Origin of the sequence: Acanthopleuribacter pedis (genome assembly GCF_017377855.1) — a bacterium.
Taxonomy (GTDB): Bacteria; Acidobacteriota; Holophagae; order Acanthopleuribacterales; family Acanthopleuribacteraceae; genus Acanthopleuribacter; species Acanthopleuribacter pedis.
In genome coordinates this window covers 255499-273585 of record NZ_JAFREP010000006.1, presented here as the reverse complement: position 1 = coordinate 273585, position 18087 = coordinate 255499, and the positions used below count along the sequence as shown (strand labels likewise).

General features: G+C 58.5%; 11 protein-coding genes. 2 read left to right on the top strand and 9 right to left on the bottom strand.

The window, feature by feature from the left end; all coding sequences use genetic code 11:
• Positions 1–65: 65 nt before the first annotated feature.
• The 8 genes from J3U88_RS09105 to J3U88_RS09070 form a co-directional block, all read right to left on the bottom strand.
• Positions 66–2243 (bottom strand): TonB-dependent receptor plug domain-containing protein, encoded by a 2178-nt coding sequence (locus tag J3U88_RS09105; RefSeq protein WP_207856542.1) that lies wholly within the window; start codon positions 2241–2243, stop codon positions 66–68.
• A 99-nt stretch (positions 2244–2342) separates the two neighbouring features.
• Positions 2343–3821 carry a sodium:solute symporter family protein gene (locus tag J3U88_RS09100; RefSeq protein ID WP_207856541.1) on the bottom strand — a complete coding sequence of 493 codons (1479 nt, stop codon included), beginning with the start codon at positions 3819–3821 and terminating at the stop codon, positions 2343–2345.
• Positions 3811–5289: a class I adenylate-forming enzyme family protein gene (locus J3U88_RS09095; RefSeq protein ID WP_207856540.1), complete on the bottom strand. Its 1479-nt coding sequence runs from the start codon at positions 5287–5289 to the stop codon at positions 3811–3813. Before J3U88_RS09095 ends, J3U88_RS09100 begins: the two co-directional genes overlap by 11 nt.
• Positions 5279–6082, bottom strand: a complete 804-nt coding sequence (locus J3U88_RS09090) for an alpha/beta fold hydrolase (protein WP_207856539.1) — start codon at positions 6080–6082, stop codon at positions 5279–5281. The genes J3U88_RS09095 and J3U88_RS09090 overlap by 11 nt, the downstream gene beginning before the upstream one ends.
• A gap of 12 nt (positions 6083–6094) precedes the next feature.
• Complete coding sequence (locus tag J3U88_RS09085; protein WP_207856538.1) at positions 6095–6820, bottom strand: SDR family oxidoreductase; 726 nt, start codon at positions 6818–6820, stop codon at positions 6095–6097.
• 47 nt (positions 6821–6867) lie between these two features.
• Positions 6868–7884, bottom strand: a complete 1017-nt coding sequence (locus tag J3U88_RS09080) for a 3-oxoacyl-ACP synthase (protein WP_207856537.1) — start codon at positions 7882–7884, stop codon at positions 6868–6870.
• A gap of 214 nt (positions 7885–8098) precedes the next feature.
• A complete protein-coding gene (locus J3U88_RS09075) occupies positions 8099–8938 on the bottom strand; it encodes an alpha/beta fold hydrolase (protein ID WP_207856536.1) in 840 nt (279 codons plus the stop codon).
• Positions 8932–9585 (bottom strand): TetR/AcrR family transcriptional regulator, encoded by a 654-nt coding sequence (locus tag J3U88_RS09070; protein ID WP_207856535.1) that lies wholly within the window; start codon positions 9583–9585, stop codon positions 8932–8934. Before J3U88_RS09070 ends, J3U88_RS09075 begins: the two co-directional genes overlap by 7 nt.
• A gap of 618 nt (positions 9586–10203) precedes the next feature.
• Between J3U88_RS09070 and J3U88_RS09065 the strand changes: the two genes are divergently transcribed.
• Together J3U88_RS09065 and J3U88_RS09060 are read left to right on the top strand one after the other, a co-directional pair.
• Complete coding sequence (locus tag J3U88_RS09065; protein ID WP_207856534.1) at positions 10204–15207, top strand: ATP-binding protein; 5004 nt, start codon at positions 10204–10206, stop codon at positions 15205–15207.
• A gap of 11 nt (positions 15208–15218) precedes the next feature.
• Positions 15219–16517, top strand: coding sequence for an ATP-binding protein (locus J3U88_RS09060; protein ID WP_207856533.1), 1299 nt, complete (start codon positions 15219–15221; stop codon positions 16515–16517).
• Positions 16518–16546: 29 nt separating this feature from the next.
• On the opposite strand, the gene J3U88_RS09055 is transcribed toward J3U88_RS09060, so the two are convergent.
• Complete coding sequence (locus tag J3U88_RS09055; RefSeq protein WP_207856532.1) at positions 16547–18067, bottom strand: AAA family ATPase; 1521 nt, start codon at positions 18065–18067, stop codon at positions 16547–16549.
• Between the last annotated feature and the right edge of the window lie 20 nt (positions 18068–18087).

Genomic DNA, 18087 nt, shown 5'->3' with positions numbered 1-18087 from the left:
TATCTCACAAGGTTTTCTGCTTCTCGCTACGAATCCTTGTGAGAAATGCGGGCTAAGCGAATCGCTTAAAACTTTTGGTAGATCTCGAAGGTGAGGAAACTGGGCTGCGCGGGCGTGCCGAGCAACTGGGTTTTGTCCTCATCGGTGACGTTGGACCAACTCAACTTGAGCAGGGTGTCGACCTTGGGAACCGTGTAGCCCGCGGCCAGGTTGAACTCGCTGAAGGTATCGATGCGGCCGGACCAGTTGCCGGACAGGTAGTCGTAGGCATTGACGCGACGGCCGGTCAGGGTCAGGAAGGAATTGGGCGCGAACAGGTCTTTGATGTTCAGGCTCGCCTTGTACTTCCATTCCGGGGTGTTGAAGGGGATGTCGGGAATGGTGGTGGTGTTTTCGAAGGAGTCCAGCTTGGCGTAACCAATGCTCGACTTGAGGCTGATTTTGTCGTTGAAGAAGTAATCCACCCCCAAATCAAAACCTTCGATCTGAGCCTTGCCGTAGTTCAAATAGGTGAACAGCAGCGGCAACACGGCGCCTTGACTGTCAACGGCGGTCGTACCAAAAGCGGGGTGGGCCACCACCTGCAGCGGGCTAATGAAGTCCTCGTAATCGGAGCGGTAAGCGACGGCGTCGATCATCAGGGCGTTGTTGAACAGGCCGCGGTAACCAACCTCAAAGGTGGTGACTTCTTCGGGCGCCAAACCGGCGATTTCGCTGATGGTGTTGCCGGCGGCATCTTGAATGGTGAAACCATTTAAATTGCCGCGCGCCAAGCCGTTGAAGAAATACAGGTGGGTTTCGATAATTTCCGGCGCACGGTAGGAACTCATGAAGTTGGCGCGCAGGTGGTGGTTGTGGACGTTGTAGGTCACGCCCAATTTGGGGCTGAACTGGCTGTCGAACTCGGAGAAGTCGTCGTAGCGACCGGCGGCAACCACGCGCAAACGGTCTTCCATCAAACGCCAATCCGCTTGTAAGTAAACGCCTTTTTCATCACGGGAAATATCGTTTTTGGTGCCGTCCGGCAGGATGAAGTCATCTAAATAGCTGCCCTCGGAATTGGGCTGGTACTCACGGTAACTCAAACCGGCGACCAGGAACAGGTTGCCGACCTCGTAGTTGGTTTGGAATTCGACGTCGTTGAGGTAGGAATCGTTGATGAACTTGGCGGCGTCGGCGGCCTGCTCCAGACTCAAACCGGCGGCAAGTTGCGCGGGCACGTTTTGGATGGAGTAGGTGTTGCCGGCATCTTCACCGGTGCGGGTCACCTGGAAAAACCAGCGCGGCGCGCTCGCTTTAAACTGCACGTGGCCGATTTCCCAACCGTCGATGCGGTTGCGGCCGACGTTGGTCACGCCAAAGCTGTCGTTTTCGGACCAACCCACGAGCGCGGTGAACATGGTTTCCCCACGACGGTAGTACGCGGTCATTTCGGCTTTGGTGGACAACACATCGTAGTCGCCCACCACCAAGTCTTCCTCGCGGTAGGCGGTGCCGGCGTCAAGCGCGGCCTGCAATTCGGCCTGGGAGGCGTAACCGGTTTGATTGGCGCCGGAAACGTCAAACACGTTGTCGGAGACAAATTCGTCGGCGCTGAGGTATTGGCCGGTGAGTTTAAAGCCCCAGCCGCCCTCAAACACCTGGGCGTAACGGAACTTGGCGTCGACGAGGTTCTGTTCGCCGCCTTTAAAAGCGACACTCAAACCTTCCTCGTCCCAGGGGGTTTTGGTGATGATGTTGAGCACGCCGGCGGTGGTGTTGGAACCGTACAATGCGCCGGCGGGGCCGAGAATTAACTCCATCGAACGAATGTCCAGCGAAGAAACCGGTGCCAGCCCGCCCTGGGGCAAACCGGCGCCCGGCAGCGTCGACAAACGGCCGTCGACAAGCGACAGCATGCGCGAGTTAAACGAGGAGCTGAAGCCGCGCGTGGATACTTTTTGCAGGTTGATGCCGCCGTTGGCGAAATCCACACCTTTGACCTGAGCCAAGGCGCCGGAGAAGGTGGTCGCTGCCGATTCCAGCAAACCTTGGCTGGTCACGGTTTCAATGGTCGAGGGCGCTTCCATGCGTTTTTCCGGGCGTTTGGAAGCGGTGATCACCAGGGATTCCTCCACGGTGACCGCGTCGGGTTCGGTTTGTTCTTGGGTTTCGGACTGGGCCCAAAGCGGGCAGGTCATAACAAGCAGTGCGGCGAGCATCAAAAGCCGTTGGGGTGAACGGTAGGCACTGAGGACTTTCATCGTGGCGCTCCTTCAAGCAGAAACACGGGTGAACCGCGATAGACGAAACGGTTGAGCCGCATTTTTTAGGTATGGAAACAGGGGTTGTTCGGTCGTGGATCATTGGGGTTCGGCGGCGGTCACGGTCGCGCCAACCTCGGCGGGACGGTCGAGCCCCAGACACACAAAACCCAGACAGAAACTCGCCAAAATGGCGTAACTAGCAGATACACTTGGATTTGCCACCCCGAAACCCAAGTGCAGAGCCAGATGAACGGTCAACCCACAAACCGCGGCGGAAGCCGCGATCCAGGCCGACACGGGACGACGCATCAGCACACCGAAAACAATCGGTACAACCGACGCCGCCGCCAGCCCGTACACCCCTTTCTGCGCGAAAAGCCCCACCAGAGCAGGCGGTTGCCACGCCAAAGCAAAGGCAACCAAACCAATCACAACCAGCACCAGCCGCGACAAGTGAAGCCCGAGGCGTTCCTTGTCGGCCGCTTTGCTAAAAGGGAAATACAGGTCGTTGACCACCATCGCCGAAAGCGAAACCAATATGCCGTCGAGGGTAGACATCCCCGCGGCCAGCAACGCGATGGTAATGATGGTGAGAAAAAAAGTGCCGCCGACGATGCCTTCCATCTCGGCGGCAATATAATGCGCAACCACGGCGTCTTGGCTCCCTACTTCCAAGCCGCTGAGGCGCGCGTAAAAACCAGTGAACAGCATCAGTGAAAAGATCAGGCCGGCACCGATGGCGGTAACCAGGAACCATTTCACATCGCGATCATTTTTGAGGTACAGGACCTTGGTCAAAATGTGGGGTTGCATCATCAGCGCGAAGGTGACGATAAACCCGGAGGCGAACACGGACCAAAAGTCGTAGTAAAGCGTTGATTCGGCATTAAGAGGCGCGGCAAATTGGGGCGAAACCGCCGCCAGGCTGCCGAAAAAGTCGCCGTTGAAATAACCCAAACCGGAAACGAACAAAGCCACCGCGATGAACAGCATCAGCACGGCTTGGAAGCTGTTGGTGTAGGCGTGGGCGTAGGTGCCGCCCATGAGCACGTAACTAAACACGAACAACAACACGGCGATGAGCGCGGCTTGGCGCGAGATGTCGAACAGTTGCGCGGTAAGAATGGCGCACCCCACCAGGATCAGCACGACAAAGGTAATGCTGAGCAGATTAATCAGCGCGAAAAACAAGGCCAGGCCGCGGCTGCCGTAGTGTTCGCGGATCCAATGGGGGATCGTCAGCGCCTTGTAGCGCGCGCCGGTGCGGCGGAAGCCGTGGCACAGCAGGAGCAGCGCGGCGATGATGCCGCCTGAAGCGGCCACGCCGTAGTGCAAAAAGGCGGACAATCCGTGGGTGTAAACGAAACCGGGGTTAATGACAAAGGTTGCGGTGGAGGCAATCGAGGAGGCCATGGTCAGACCGACCAGAACCGGGCTCATGTCACCGTTGCCGATGGAAAAACCGGCCAGCGATTTGGTGCGACGCATGCCTTTGACGCTGAGGAAATAGGTCAGGCCGACGTAAAAGGCGGTAACCAGGTAGGCAAACCAGGGAATCGATGTTTCAGGAAGCATATTGAACCCCGGCTTGTATGGTTTTTAGGGCGGTTTCGGTGAGTGCTTTGCGGTTGACTTTGCCGTTGGCGAGCAACGGTAGTTCGGTCAGACAGACCAGGTGGCGCGGGTGTTTGTAACGGGACAGGTGCGGTTCGAGAAAGGCGCGTACGGCGGCCACATCGTAGCTTTGTTCGGTGAGCAGGAAGGCGAAACCGACCTCGCCCCAGCGTTGGTCGGGAACACCGATCACATGGGCGTCGCGCACGTCGGCCATGTTGATCAGGTGACGCACCACCTCGCCGGGGAACACGTTTTCGCCGCCGCTGATGTACATCTCTTTTTTGCGACCCACGATGGTGTAGCAACCTTGGGCGTCGCGTTGAGCCAGGTCGCCGGTGCGCCAGAATTGGCCGTGGCGGGCTGATGCGGTCGAAGCGGCGTTGTTGCGGTAGCCGGCGCACAGGTGCGGCCCGGCGATGCACAGCTCGCCCACACCGCCGTCGCCAACGGGTTGGTCATCCTCGTCCAACAACAGCATGCATGTGCCGAGCATCGGCCAACCGACGGCGGCCGGCTTGCGGCGCGCGGTGGCGTCGTCGATGGTGAAGCAGTTGGGACCAACCTCGGTCATGCCGAACCCTTGGCGGAAACACACGCCGCGTTCGCGCCAAACCTGCATCACGGCCTGTTGGCAGGGGGCGCCGCCGGAAATCACGAAGCGCAGTTGGGATAGATCACAGCCGGCGAAGGCGGCGTGACGCGCCAGCAAGTCGAACATGGTCGGCACGCCGAAGAAAACGGTGATTTTGCCGGCGTTCATTAAATCAAGGATCTGGTCAGGTTGAAAACAATCAACCAAAAGGATGCGACCGCCGGCCTGTAACAGCGGCAAGGTCAGCACGTTGTAACCACCGGTGTGGAAAAAGGGCGCGTGGGTACTGCTCGCATCACGGCTGTCCAGTTCCCAATTGAGGCGGGTTTGTACGATGTTGGCGCCGAGCATGGCGCCGTGGAGCAACACACCCTTGGGGCAACCGCTGGAACCGGAAGTGAACAACATCAACAGCGGCCGTTGTGGATCGACGGGCGCGGCGACAAAAGCGGTCGTTTCAGGCAGGGTCACCAAATCCAAATAGAAGGCGGCGGGATGGTCGAGATGGAAGTCCGCGCCGAGCAAAACACATGTGGCTTCAATGTGATCCAACTGTTGGGTCCATTCGGCCGGGCTGAGGCGGTAGTTCAAAGGAACCAACAAGGCACCGAGGCGCAGGCAGGCGAAAAAGAGGTGCAGATGTTCGGCGCGGTTGGTCGCCAGCACGACGACGCGGTCCCCTTCCCCAACACCCAGTTGGTGGAGGTAGGTCGCCCAACGGTCGGCAAGCCGGTCCATGGCGGCGTAGGTCATGGTGGCGCCGTCGCCGGCCTGTTCCAAGGCGATGCGATCACCAAAACGCGATGCGTTTTCGGCTAAAAAATCAAACCACATGCGCGTTTCCTCCTTGTAAACCCGCGAAAAAAGGCGCGATGGTTTCTGCAAACAACGCGGGCCGTTCCAGCAAAGCGGCGTGGGCGCCGGCAACCACGGTGAGCCGGGCGTCGGGCAAGGCGTCGGCCATGGCTTGCATCGCATGGGGCGGGGTTAATAAATCGTGCGCGCCACTGAGCAAGAGGGTCGGTGCCTTAACCGCGCTTAGGTCAATCGACCCGTCGAGGGCACCGAGGATCAGGCTTTCCACCGCGGCGTGATCGCGGTCGTCGGCGCGCTCGCGGTAGGATGCGATCAGGTCGGGTAAATCGCCCATGGCCGTTTCGCTCCAAATCCAGGGGGCGGCCACGTCGAAGCGACAGGTGCCGCCGCCGGCGCGATGGGCCTCCAGCCAGGATTGCAGCACCGCGCGCTGGACAAGGGTCGGGTTGGCAAAAGCGTGGGCCGCGGCGATGGCGACGACCCGCTCCGGGTGTTTGGCCGCCAGGGCGAGGGCCACGCGGGCGCCGTTGCTGATGCCCGCCAGGTGGCAGCGCTGAATGTCCAACCCATCCAATACGGCGAGGGCGTCCGCGACCTGTTGTTCCAGACGGTAAACGCCTTCCGCCGCGGGGGTTTCCCCCTGGCCGCGCGCGTCGTAACGGATGACACGCGTTTGGCCAAGGTAACCCAGGGCGCCGTCCCAGCTTTGCCGCGCGGCGAACAAGCCGTTGAGCAGCAGCAGCGGGACACCCTTTTCGGGACCGATCAATTCGGCCCCGAAAAAAGCGGCCTTCACAGAGGAGGAAGACAAGGCAATCACCGCTTAACCCAGCACCAAACCACCGTCGACGTTGAGGGTCGTGCCGGTGATGTAGCTAGCCTCGTCACTGGCCAGAAACGCGTAGGCCGCGGCGATTTCGTGGGCGTGACCCATGCGGGCCAGGGGTGGTTTTTGGCGGATTTTGTCCAACACTTTTTCGGGAATGGCCTCCGTCATCGGGGTTTCGATAAAACCCGGTGCAACCGCGTTGACGCGTACATTGGCGCGGCCCAATTCGCGGGCCAGGGTTTGCGTCATCGCGATCACACCCGCCTTGGTGGCCGCGTAGTTGGTTTGGCCGAAGTTGCCGTTGTGGGCCACCACGGAAGAGGCGTTCAGAATCACACCACTGCCGCGTTCTTTCATCATCACGGCCGCGCCTTGGCAAAGTTCGAACACGGCGGTCAAGTTGACGGCGATGACTTTGTCCCAGTCGGCGCGGGTCATTTTGGTGATGGTCGCATCGCGGGTGATCCCCGCATTGTTAATCAAAACGTCGCAATTTTTGTCGCGCAGAAGCTCGAGTGCAGCCTGCATGCCCGCGGATGTGGCCAGATCGGCGGCGAGCAGATGGTGTTTGTCGCCGAAACGTTCGCGGGTCACGTCGGAAATGTCGCGGTCCACCAAACAGAGGGTACTCCCCTCGGCCTCAAACCGCTCGGCGGTCGCCCAGCCAATGCCCTGGTTGGCGCCGGTAATCATCACGGTTTTTTGGTCTAGTCCTTTCACGGTTGGTCTCCTCACACGGCGCCGCTCCGGGTCGCCGTCCTACATCATTAAATAAGGGTGGCGGTGTCCTCGCCGTGAAAAACGGCGCGGTTCCATTCAAAAGCTAAAGCGGACCAAGTGTAGCCAATCCCGGCGCTTGCAAGCACCACCAGGTTGCCTGGCTGGAGCAGGTTCTCTTTTTCGGCCAGCCCCAGCGACAGGACTTGGTCGGGGGCGCCGAAATGACCAAAGTGGTCGAGGTAAATGCTTTGCGAGGGTTTGAGTTCGAGGTCCTGAAGCAAGGCGTCGTGGGCCGAGCGTTTGATGTGCAGCAAGGCCAGGTAATCAATGGCGCGGGATTGGGCCGCTTCGCGAATGACCTTGACGAAATTGGGTTGGGACACTTCGCCCAAGCGTTTGCGCATCTCGCCAATGTGGGGCACGGTCAGAAAGGTATCGGCGTGGTCCAAGCCACCGCGGCTGGTTTTGCGGGTACCGCCGCCGGGAATAATCACGTCCTCGCTGAAACGGCCGTCGGTAATCACCGAGGCGCCGCGCAAGGGATTGTCGCCCTCGCGATCCAACACCATGGCCGCGCCGCCGTCGGCCAGGCTGTAGAGGAACCGCGAATTGGGATCTTGGTAATTGGCGAGGTCGCCGGTACGGTGGCCGCCGCACAACAACACCCGATTGATGTTGGGATCCGCGGCCATCATCGAACGGGCGATATGCAGGCCGACGACGTTGCTGGAACAACGCGCGGCCATGTCAAAGGCCCAGGCGCGGCGTAGGCCGAGCTGTTCCTGCACGTAAATGCCGGCGGACCAAACGGGGTAATCTTTGTATTCGGAACCGGTCCACATGAGCAAGTCGATGGAATCGGGATCGATGTCGCGCAGGGCAAGGCGCGCGGCACGCACGGCCATCTCGCTGGGGTGCATTTCGGCACGGGCGCGGCACTTGCGCACGATGCCCATTTTCTCACGCACGACCTCGAGGGGAAGGTCGGCGGCGGCGGCAATATCGGCCGCCTGTTCGCGGTCGGGCGGCAGCCAAACGGCCGCCCGAGCAAGTGAAATGTCCATGGTAAACTCCCGTGAAAACAAGGCGAACGCGAAAACCACCAACAGCCTCCCCCGGACGGGGGTACAGCGCGGGAATCGACGCCGGTCGCATGACGACCATGAGGGTCGTCGCCGTCGGTCAGTTAACGCGACGGCCGCCGCGGCATAAAGCGGCAATTTATAAAAAATGTTATGGTTTTCGGAACATTATCAGACTCTGTGTAAAGACTTCCCTTTACTCAGCCTGGGATTCCGTGGCCTTGTCACCCGCGAGGAAGGTCGCAATCGCCGCGGCCGTTTCGTGGTGCCGTTCCCAAAAAAACCAGTGATCGCTTTCGGCAAAACGCGTCACCGACGCGTTCGGCAGCTGATCGGCCAGTTGGGTCGCATGTTGGGTGGGCACCAGGCGGTCGGCGTCGCCCGTGAGCAACAAGACGGGGTTGTTAATCAGGTGCAGCGGCACCGGGGATTCAAAGTAACGCGCGACGGCGCGGCGTTGTCGCAGTAGGGAGCGCAACGGTGCCACGTGGCGAAGGCGTTGGTCGAGAAGCAGTTGGTAAGCGGCGGGATCGCGTTGGGCGAAGCCGGGGTGGACGGTCGCCTCACTGTTGGCGCGAACCATGGCCGCGGGTTCCATTTGGTACATGGCGTGGAGCTGCGTTTCATCGAGTAAGGGAATCGCCTCGATGGTTTCATGCGCGGCGGTGGTGGCCAATAACACGCATGAGGCAACGGCTTCGCCGTGTTGAAGCAGCAGCTTTTGGGCGATAAAACCGCCCATGCTGATGCCGATCAGGTGGTAACGGGGATGGCCCAGCCGCTGCATCAAAAAGTGGCAATGGTCGGCCAATTGTTCAAAGCTGTAATCACAACCCGCGTCGGGACTGGCGCCCATGCCCGGCAGGTCGGGCAATAGAAACGAATACCGAGGTTGGAGCTGCCGCGCAATTGGTTTAAAAAGCCAATTGCCGCAGCCGAAACCGGGAATCACCAAAACCGGTTCACCGCGACCAATGCGGTCGATGTGAAGATCGAAATGCGGAGAGCGCCGCACCGGCAGCGGTGAAGTTAACATGAGGGTTCCTCGCCGACACCGTGGGGTTTGCGGCTGGGATCCAACAAACCGTGTAACAACAGTTGCGATACCTTGCCGCCCACTTCCTCCGATTCAATACCGAAATGGTTTTCCACCCCGAACGAGGTTTCAACCAGGTAGTACTGGAACAAAAAACGAAAACACATCATGACGGCGAACAAGGGATCGGCATCCTCGTGTAAAGCGCCCTCGCGGCGCAAGCGGTCAAAATGATCGCCGAACGCGTTCTTAAAGTTGGCGGCCATATTGTGGTAAAAACGCTGAATGTGGGTTCCCTGGAACTCGATCACATCAATGTAAATCAGCATGATGGATTCGCGATTGGAAACGACAATATCGCGAATGGCCTCGGCCAAGGCGGGAATATCGTTGGGAAAGTTGGACTTAAGGATCAACTGGTTCAAGGGCAATTCGGGATCTTCCAAGCGGCGCCAGTAGTTATCCAGCAACTCGGTGAACACTTGGAGTTTGTTATCGAAGTGATGGTACACGCGGCCGATGGAGATATCGGCACCGCGGGCGATATCTTTCATGGAAGTGGCCTTGTAGCCGTTTTGGGAAAAACAGCGCAGGCCGGCGGCGAGAATAAGCTCGCGTGATCGTTGTGATTTAAGCGATTGTTTCATTTTAAAAACCGAACACTCGTTTTGTTTTTTAGAATTCTGCGCCTCAGCGCGCGGGCTGTCAAGGTTTTTTTCGCACTTTTTCGCGCAACCATCTAGCCCGCATTTCTCACAAGGAATTCTGCTACGAACCCGAAACCCATGCGATTACGTGGGGGCGGCCTTCCGCGGGGCGGCCATCCGCATTACTCGGTCGAGCCGCCTTCCCCTCAGCTGCTACGCCGAAAGGTCGGCCCCGCGAAAGGTCGGCCCCGCGAAAGGTCGGCCCCGCGAAAGGTCGGCCCCCTATGCCGTCTCTCGGTCGTAATCTTCGAACTCACAAGGCTTTCAGCTTCTCGCAACGAACCCTTGTGAGAAATGCGGGCTAGGTGACGCCTGGGTGCGACCTGATTCGTCGTTTTTCCTCACGACTTACAAAAGAAGCGATTTTCAAACCATTCTGAGATACAATTCTTCACCAAGCCACCACTTTAACGCTTTTTCTCAATACCACCGCGCCAACCCACCTTTGCGGTTATATGAGTCATGACCCTCACCCACCTTTTTTCACCCATCACCTCCCCCCGGAGTTTTCTCCGACGCGGTAACGGCTTTCCTGTGCTTTGTCTGATGGTCGGCCTTTTGCCCTGGGCACAGGTCTCCGCCGGCCCCCCCTTGTTCAGCACGCGTTACAGCACGGAGGAAGGGCTACTCAACTATCAGGTCAATTGCCTGTTCCAAGATGACGACGGTTACCTGTGGATCGGCACCAATAACGGGCTAAACCGTTTCGACGGCCACGCCTTCTGGAAAATCCAACCCGACGTCGCCGGTGAGGCAGTCAACCCCTACATTTATATTCGTGCCATCGACGCCGACAGCGAGGGAAACCTTTGGCTGGCGGCCTCGGAAGGACTCTATCGCTTCAACAAAAACCGCGATCATCTGACCAAGGTGAAAGCACCGCGGACAGCAACCGAATCGGGGTTTCGCAACCTGCTGGTGGACCACCAGGACCGGGTTTGGGCCACGGACACCTTGGGTCGCCTCTGGCGCTATACCCCCACTACGGAAAACCTGGTCAACTTATCCGATACCATCCCCAACCCCACTCCCGAGGAAGCGATTCGCTGCACTGCCCTCACCGACCTCGGTAATAAACTGTGGCTGGGAACCCAGAAGGGCCTGTTCCGTTGGGACGCGGGCCACGACCGGCCCGTCCCGGTAAAAAACACACGCAATGCCGCGACCCCGGCCTTTGGAAGCGCGGTTCAGATCCTGGCGCGCGACCCCGAGGGGCGACCCTGGGTCGTGGGCGACCAGGGGGTGGCCTCCTTCTCCATGGCACTGGGCGAGTTTCTCCCTCGTTTTCTGTTTGAACAGGACACCCAGGCGCAACCCCCCTACCACGCTTTAGCGGTGGTCGATGCTTCGACCTTGTGGCTGGCGGGCAGGGATCATTTGCTCCATGTCACGTTACGCGGTACCCCGACGGCAACCCGCTATTCCTACGGCGCCATTCACGCGTTAACGGATGATCGGATCCGCACCATGCTGGTGGACGAGGCGGGCACCCTGTGGATCGGCAGTTTGTTTGGCGGTTTGAATCGGATTACCCGGGCCAACACCATCGAATCACTGCCGCTGACCCGTCCCGCCGGGGTCCGTTCACAATATCCCTCGGTTCGCGCGGTAGCCTTTGCGGACAACGATGTGTTATGGGTGGGCGATTACGATGGTTTGTTTTCCCTCCAAAACGGAACCACCCTGCAGCACCAGGGTGATGCGGGCGAGGTCCCAGAGAAGATGCGGATCGAAGCGCTGTTGCCCACCCGACGCAACCAATTGCTCATCGGCGGCACACCCGGCCTATACCAGCGTGCTTCCGCCTCGGATATGGAGAATCCGGGTTTTACGCCGTGGCGCGCGGGCGCGACAACCCCCTTCGGGGCGATGTCGGTACTTAGCCTTCACCAAAGCAGCTCGGAAACTATTTGGGTCGGCACGGCCCAAAACGGCTTGTTCAAAATCGACGAGGCACGAAACAAGGTCACCCCTGTCACGGTGGCCGGCACCCCGCTCCAAAAAATTCTGGGCAAAATTCTGTGCTTAACCCAAGACGCAAATAAGGCGCTGTGGCTCGGAACCAACCGCGGCCTTTACGAATGGACGGCGCGTGGGAAATTACAGCCGCACCTGCTTCCGGTAGACGGCCCGCTGGACAGCCGCCAAATTCGCATTAACAGCCTTTTTGCCCAAAAAGGCAACCAAAGCTTGTGGGTTGCCACCAATGAAGACGGGGTGTTCTTTCGAAACGCGGGAAACAAGGACTTTCAGCAACTAAGCCACAAAAACGGCTTGCCCGGCAATAAGGCACTTTCGCTGATGGAAGACCGGCTCAACAACATGTGGATCAGCACCGTCGCCGGCATCACCAAATACGATCCATTCAGCAGAGAACTGACCAACTATCCCTTTAACGACGGTTCGCGGGCGCTTCGTTTTGTGGGCAACACCATGGCAAGGGACGGCAGCGGCGCGATGGTTGTCGCCGGCACCAACGGCCTTTATCGGTTTCATCCCGGTGCGTTCCGCGGCGAGCTCCCTTTGCTGCAGCCGCGCTTCACCAGCTTAACCCTCTTCCAGGAGGGTAACCTTCGCGAGGTCATCCCCGTCCCAACCGTCACCGAGAGCGACGGCCTGCCCACCCTGCGCCTGCCCTACCAGTCAAGCCACTTCAAGTTACGGGTCTCGGCCCGCAAAATCGCCGATCCCAAGCTGGTGCGCTATGAGTACCAACTCGGCGACGAAGGCAATCCCTGGCAGCCAATCAACCACCCGCTCCCGGTGATTCAATTTACCCACCAGGAACCGGGAAGCTACCTGCTGCGGGTGCGCGCCCACCACGCGGGGAACCGCACGAGCCGGAAACCAACGCAGTTGCGGGTGGTGATCGTGGCCCCTTTCCATCGCAGCACCCCGGCGCTGTTGCTTTATGCCTCGCTGCTCCTGGCAGCCATGGGCACCTATGTGTTTTTTCAGCGGCGCACCACCCTGCGCCACCGGCGCATGACCGAACGCCTGCGCCACTTGGACCAAACCAAGGACCGCATCATGCACAACATCGGCCACGAACTCAAAACGCCGCTGCAGAGCATGATCGGTATCGCGCAAGCCCTGGTGGGCGGGCGTCGCGGCAATTTAAGCCCGGAAGCGCGCAACGATTTACGGGTCCTCATCGACAGCGGCGAGGGTTTGGCGGCCACGGTCGGCGACATCATGGACCTGGCCAACTTAAACAAAAAAGAGCTGCGATTTCACATCACCACGGTCAACCTCAAACAGGTCGTCGATGTGGTGGTGGCCCTATCCAAACCCTTCATCGGCGACAAACCACTCAAGCTGAGCAACAGCATCCCCGAACATTATTTCGTCAAGGCGGATATCAACCGCACAAAACAAATCCTTTTTAACCTGGTCGATAACGCGATTAAGTACAGCAAAAACGGGGTTGTCTCACTTTCGGCTAAAGAAAACGGCAACCTGACAACGATCAAAGTGACCGACCAGGGCCGCGGCATCGAACCCCACCAGATCGACCATATTTTCGAGCACTTCGAACGGGCCGACTTCAACATGGTTGGCAGCTTGGGCGGGGCTGGATTGGGTTTGGCCATCACCAAAACCCTGGTGGAACGCCACGGTGGCGACATCTACGTGCAGTCCACCCCGGGGGAGGGTTCGTCTTTTTATTTCACGCTTCCCAGGGCGGTTCCCGAGGAAGACCCAGCGTCGGAGGCCTCGATCTTCGGCGCGGTAACCCTCAATGATGATACGGGTTACCCAGTGCACGACCACGGGCGCAAAGGGTTCAAAATCCTGACCGTCGACGACAATCCGATCAACCTGCAACTGTTGGTCAATATTTTGTCGGCACAGGATTACCAAATTCAACAGGCCCAAAACGGTTTTGACGCCCTCGAAATCCTCAAAAACGAACCCGAAATCGATTTGGTTCTGCTGGACATCGCCATGCCGAGGCTGTCCGGTTACGACGTATGCCTCAACATTCGCGAGCGCCACGGACCCTCGCAGTTGCCGGTCATGTTCCTTTCGGCCATGCACCAAACCAGCGATATCGCCCGTTGCTTCGAGGTCGGCGGCAACGATTATTTGGCGAAACCGGTCACCAAGGTTGAATTGCTGGCGCGCGTCAAAACCCAACTGGACCTACTGGACGCCCACCGAAACTTGGAAGCCAAGGTCGCCGCGCGCACCCGCGAGGTGGAATTTTTGGCGGAAGTCGGCCGCGAGCTCACCGCCAAACTCGACTTTACCGAGGTCGCGCAAAGGCTTTACCACCAGCTCACCCCACTGATGGACACCTATGGCTACGGTATCGGCATCCACGAACCGGATTCGGCCATGATCCATTTCAAACACCTGATGCGCAACAACAGCCCCATCCCCGACTTCTCACTTGAGGTGGCCAATGGGGAACGCTTGCCCGCCCTCTGTATCCGCACCGGCCAAACCATTCATATTAACAACTTGGATGACGAGTTCCACCGCTACGTCGAAAACCCAAACGCGGCGGAATTTTACGACGGCATCAAATCCTACCTCGCTATTCCCATGATCGATCACGCCGTGGAAGGTGCGCTTGCCAAAGGGGTGATTCTGCTGTTCAGCCCGGAACCTTACGCATACGAGGAATCCCAACTTTCCGTGTTGCGCTCGCTCGCGGGTTCAACCTCCATCGCCTTGGAAAACCACCTCGCCTTTAACGCCATTCGCAAACAAGAGGAAGAAATCCGCCGCACCCAATCGCAGTTGGTGCAAAACGAAAAGATGGCGGGTTTGGGGACCTTGGCCGCGGGGATCGCTCACGAGATCAACAACCCCGCCAACTTTGTCAACGCGGGCACCTTCAACTTACGCGGCACCCTCGAGGCATTTCAAAAATTCCTCTTTGACCTGATGGAAGACGAGGCGGACGAACAGCTGGAAGCCCTGTTCCTGGAAAAATTCGACAAAATGAAAGGCCAACTAAGCACCATCCAAAACGGCGTGTCACGCATTCACGGCATCGTCAAAGACCTGCGAACCTTCTCCCGCTTGGATGAGGCCGAGATGAAAACGGTCAACATCCACGAGGGTTTGTTGTCCACCCTGCACCTGGTCCGCACGCAACACAAAGACAAGGTCACCTTCGACATGGGTTTTGAGGGTGCCTTGTACTGCGAATGCTGGGCGGCGGAACTGAATCAGGTGTTTATGAACATCCTCATCAATGGGTGTCAGGCGATTTACGCGCGTGATGATCAAACCAGCGAGCCCGGTCGGATTTCGATTACCACCAAAACCGTGGGCGACTTGGTGTGGATCGTGTTTGAGGACAACGGGTGCGGCATGGACAAAGCGCTGCGGGAACGCATTTTTGAACCCTTTTTCACCACCAAACAAAACCATGGCACCGGTTTGGGTTTGTCGATTTCCTACGGCATTATCCACAAACACAACGGCACCATCGAGGTGCAATCGGCACAAGGTGTCGGCAGTAGCTTCACCCTAAAAATCCCACTCAGTCAGGCGGTTCATCAAGACGAGAAATCGCCAAAACACCCATTGTCACAAAAAGCATGATGAGGTCGGAAATGGCATTATTTAATAAAGATAAAATCGCGGCCATTCGCGGGAGCAACGACAATAAGCCGTTGATTATGCTGATTGACGACGAGCCGGACAACCTCACCGTGTTGGTCGATCTGCTTGGGGCCCAATACCGTTTGATGACCAGTCCCAACGGCCGCGACGCTTACGCGCAAATTCAGGCCATGGACAACCGCGAGGAACTGAGTCTGATCATCAGCGACCAACGTATGCCGGAAATGACCGGCACCGAGCTGTTCGCACAAATCAAGGACCTGATTCCCGACACGGTGCGCATCATTCTCACCGGTTACGCGGACGTTAAAGCCATTATCGACGCCATCAACGACGCCAACATTTACAAGTTCATGCTGAAACCCTACGACCCACCGCAGCTTTTGCTCACGGTCAAACGCGCCCTGGAATACGCGGACATGAAACGCAAAATCCGCCGCTACACCAAAACGCTGGAGACCAAGGTTACGGAACGCACCCTGGCCCTCCAGCAAAAAAACGCGGAGTTGGAACAGAAAAAAGACCAATTGGTGATGCAGGAGAAAATGGCGGCCATGGGGGTGCTCACCGGCGGTTTGGCCCATGAGTTTCGCAACCCGCTGAACTTCATCACCAACCTATCGCGCATGATGTGCGAACTGGTGGCCGAGGGCCGCGCACTGCTGCACCAACCCCTGGACGAAGCGGGCAAGATCGCCTTGGACGGGGTATTCGAGGATTTGCACGCCAACGCGGATGTGATCAACACCCAAAGCGGGCACATGAACCGCATTGTCGACGCCATGGCGGCGATGATCCGACCGACCAGTGGGCAAAAGCGCCCCACCCCGTTAAACGAATTCGCCGCGGAATACGTGAATTTCGCCTACCACCACCACAAGCTGGTCCACGGCGGCCTGTCGGTCGATTTGATGTTTCATTTGGACGAGCGCCTGGGCGACATCATGATCAACCCGCAAACCCTGAGCCACGCGTTACTTAACTTGGCCAACAACGCAATTGAAGCAGTCTCAGGAGAAACCGGTAAAGCGGGCCGGGTTGTTTTGAAAACCCAACAGGTGGCGGACGGGGTGATCATCCGCTTGGAGGACAACGGATGCGGCATCAAAGAAACAGACCACACCAAAGTTTTTGAGCCCTTCCACACCGCGAAAGGCGTGCGTTCCGGGCACATCGGTCTGGGCCTCTCGGTCGCCTACGATATCGTGGTCAAAGAGCACGGCGGCGATTTAACCCTCCAATCCAAGGCGGGCGAAGGCACGGTGGTTTCGATTCATTTACCCGCTTGAGGCGAAAAAGCCGCGGCGCCGGGGACCCGTTAAAAAACCGTTTTGAGATCGGTTTCCAGGGCGGAAAGGGCGCTGTAGCGGCTGTCGGGCCGCACCTTGAGACACCGTGCCGTCACCATCGCCAGGCGGCGGTCCGGGAAACGCGCCACCTCGGCGTCGCTGAGCACAATGTCGTTTTCGGCCAAAAACCCGGCGCGTTCCCACAAATCACCGTAGCTTTCACCCGGCGCGTGGCCGACAAACCGATGGTACAGGTACAAACCCACCAAATAAACCTGGGTGCGCGCATCGCCGCTCACCTGGTTGAGGTATTCCGGGGTGGCACCGGCGAGGATCATGTCCGGGGTGATTTCGGGGTCGCGCAGGGATTGCACCAACTCGAGGCTGGGCGGTTCTTGGGCGCTCTGGATCCACTCGGCTGGATCGTCCGCGGCCAGCAGTTGCGCGGGCATCATTGCCGACAGCGGTTTGTCGCGGCGGGCGAAACCGCGCAACAATTGGAACACGGGATCCTCGGCCCTGGGTGGCGCCGGGCCGGGGCTTGCGTTGGCCACCGGCGGTTGCGGCGCCGTCGCCGGGTCCAGGCCACCGGTTTCCAGCCATTGCAACAGCGGGCTGATGTGAACCCGGCCGTCGCGTTCGACGGCCAGCGCCGACTGACGCACGTAAGCGAAATGGGGATGGTTGACGGGCAGGGCCGCGATTTGCGCGGCGGCGTTGCCGGCTTCCCACCAAGCGCGCATTTCGTCCGGCAAACACATAAAATTGGAATTAAAAAAGTAAAAGGCCGCTTTGCCGTGTTTGATCTCTTCCAGCACCAAATCCAAATCACCATGGCGCTCGTAATGTTCACCCAACAAGGCGACAAGGTGTGGATTGCCCAGGGTAAGGCGGTGAATATCGCGGCTTACCGTTTCTTCCAAACCTTTGCTCATCAGCACCTTGAGGCTTTCTTCCTCGCTAAACGGACCGAGCAGGCGCGGCGGTAGGAAATCGGGCAAAAACGGCGAGGTGCGCGCCTGGGATTCGTCCAAATCGTACATGCGCATCGAACCCGCCATCACGATGGTCAGGTTACGCGAACCGTGGGTTAACTTGCGAAACACGGCCAAAACCGCGGGTTCCCCCGCGGCCACGTCAACCAACTCCTCGCATTCGTCAATCAGCAGGTAACAGCGTTTGCCCTTCAGCGTTTTGACGCGGCGACGGAAGCGGTTGATCAGCTCTTGAAAGGTCGCTTCCTCGAGGGCGTCGAGGTCCAGATCCAGTTCTTCCGCCACTTCCTCCGCGTCTTCCAAGGCCTCCAAAAACGAATCACGCAAGCCCTCGACATTGCCCGATCCCTGCAAATCCCAATACAGCGCCATCTGATCCGGCCAGTAACCTTCACGGCACAGCCATTCCACCTGGCGCAGCAACGAACTTTTGCCGACGCGGCGGTTGCCCAGAATCCAACTGGTGCGCAGCCCCTCCTGTCGTAAAGCTTCCAAGTGTTCACCGCGCCCGACAAAATCCTTGCCGCGTACCCAGCGATTAATGACAAATGACATGCGTGTTTTCCTCTCAAATT

Bases quoted from the DNA above. Each gene is read 5' to 3' on its own strand.
- J3U88_RS09070 (WP_207856535.1), bottom strand. From the start codon at position 9,585: ATGAAACAATCGCTTAAATCACAACGATCACGCGAGCTTATTCTCGCC.
- J3U88_RS09100 (WP_207856541.1), bottom strand. From the start codon at position 3,821: ATGCTTCCTGAAACATCGATTCCCTGGTTTGCCTACCTGGTTACCGCC.
- J3U88_RS09075 (WP_207856536.1), bottom strand. From the start codon at position 8,938: ATGTTAACTTCACCGCTGCCGGTGCGGCGCTCTCCGCATTTCGATCTT.
- J3U88_RS09060 (WP_207856533.1), top strand. From the start codon at position 15,219: ATGGCATTATTTAATAAAGATAAAATCGCGGCCATTCGCGGGAGCAAC.
- J3U88_RS09055 (WP_207856532.1), bottom strand. From the start codon at position 18,067: ATGTCATTTGTCATTAATCGCTGGGTACGCGGCAAGGATTTTGTCGGG.
- J3U88_RS09080 (WP_207856537.1), bottom strand. From the start codon at position 7,884: ATGGACATTTCACTTGCTCGGGCGGCCGTTTGGCTGCCGCCCGACCGC.
- J3U88_RS09095 (WP_207856540.1), bottom strand. From the start codon at position 5,289: ATGTGGTTTGATTTTTTAGCCGAAAACGCATCGCGTTTTGGTGATCGC.
- J3U88_RS09105 (WP_207856542.1), bottom strand. From the start codon at position 2,243: ATGAAAGTCCTCAGTGCCTACCGTTCACCCCAACGGCTTTTGATGCTC.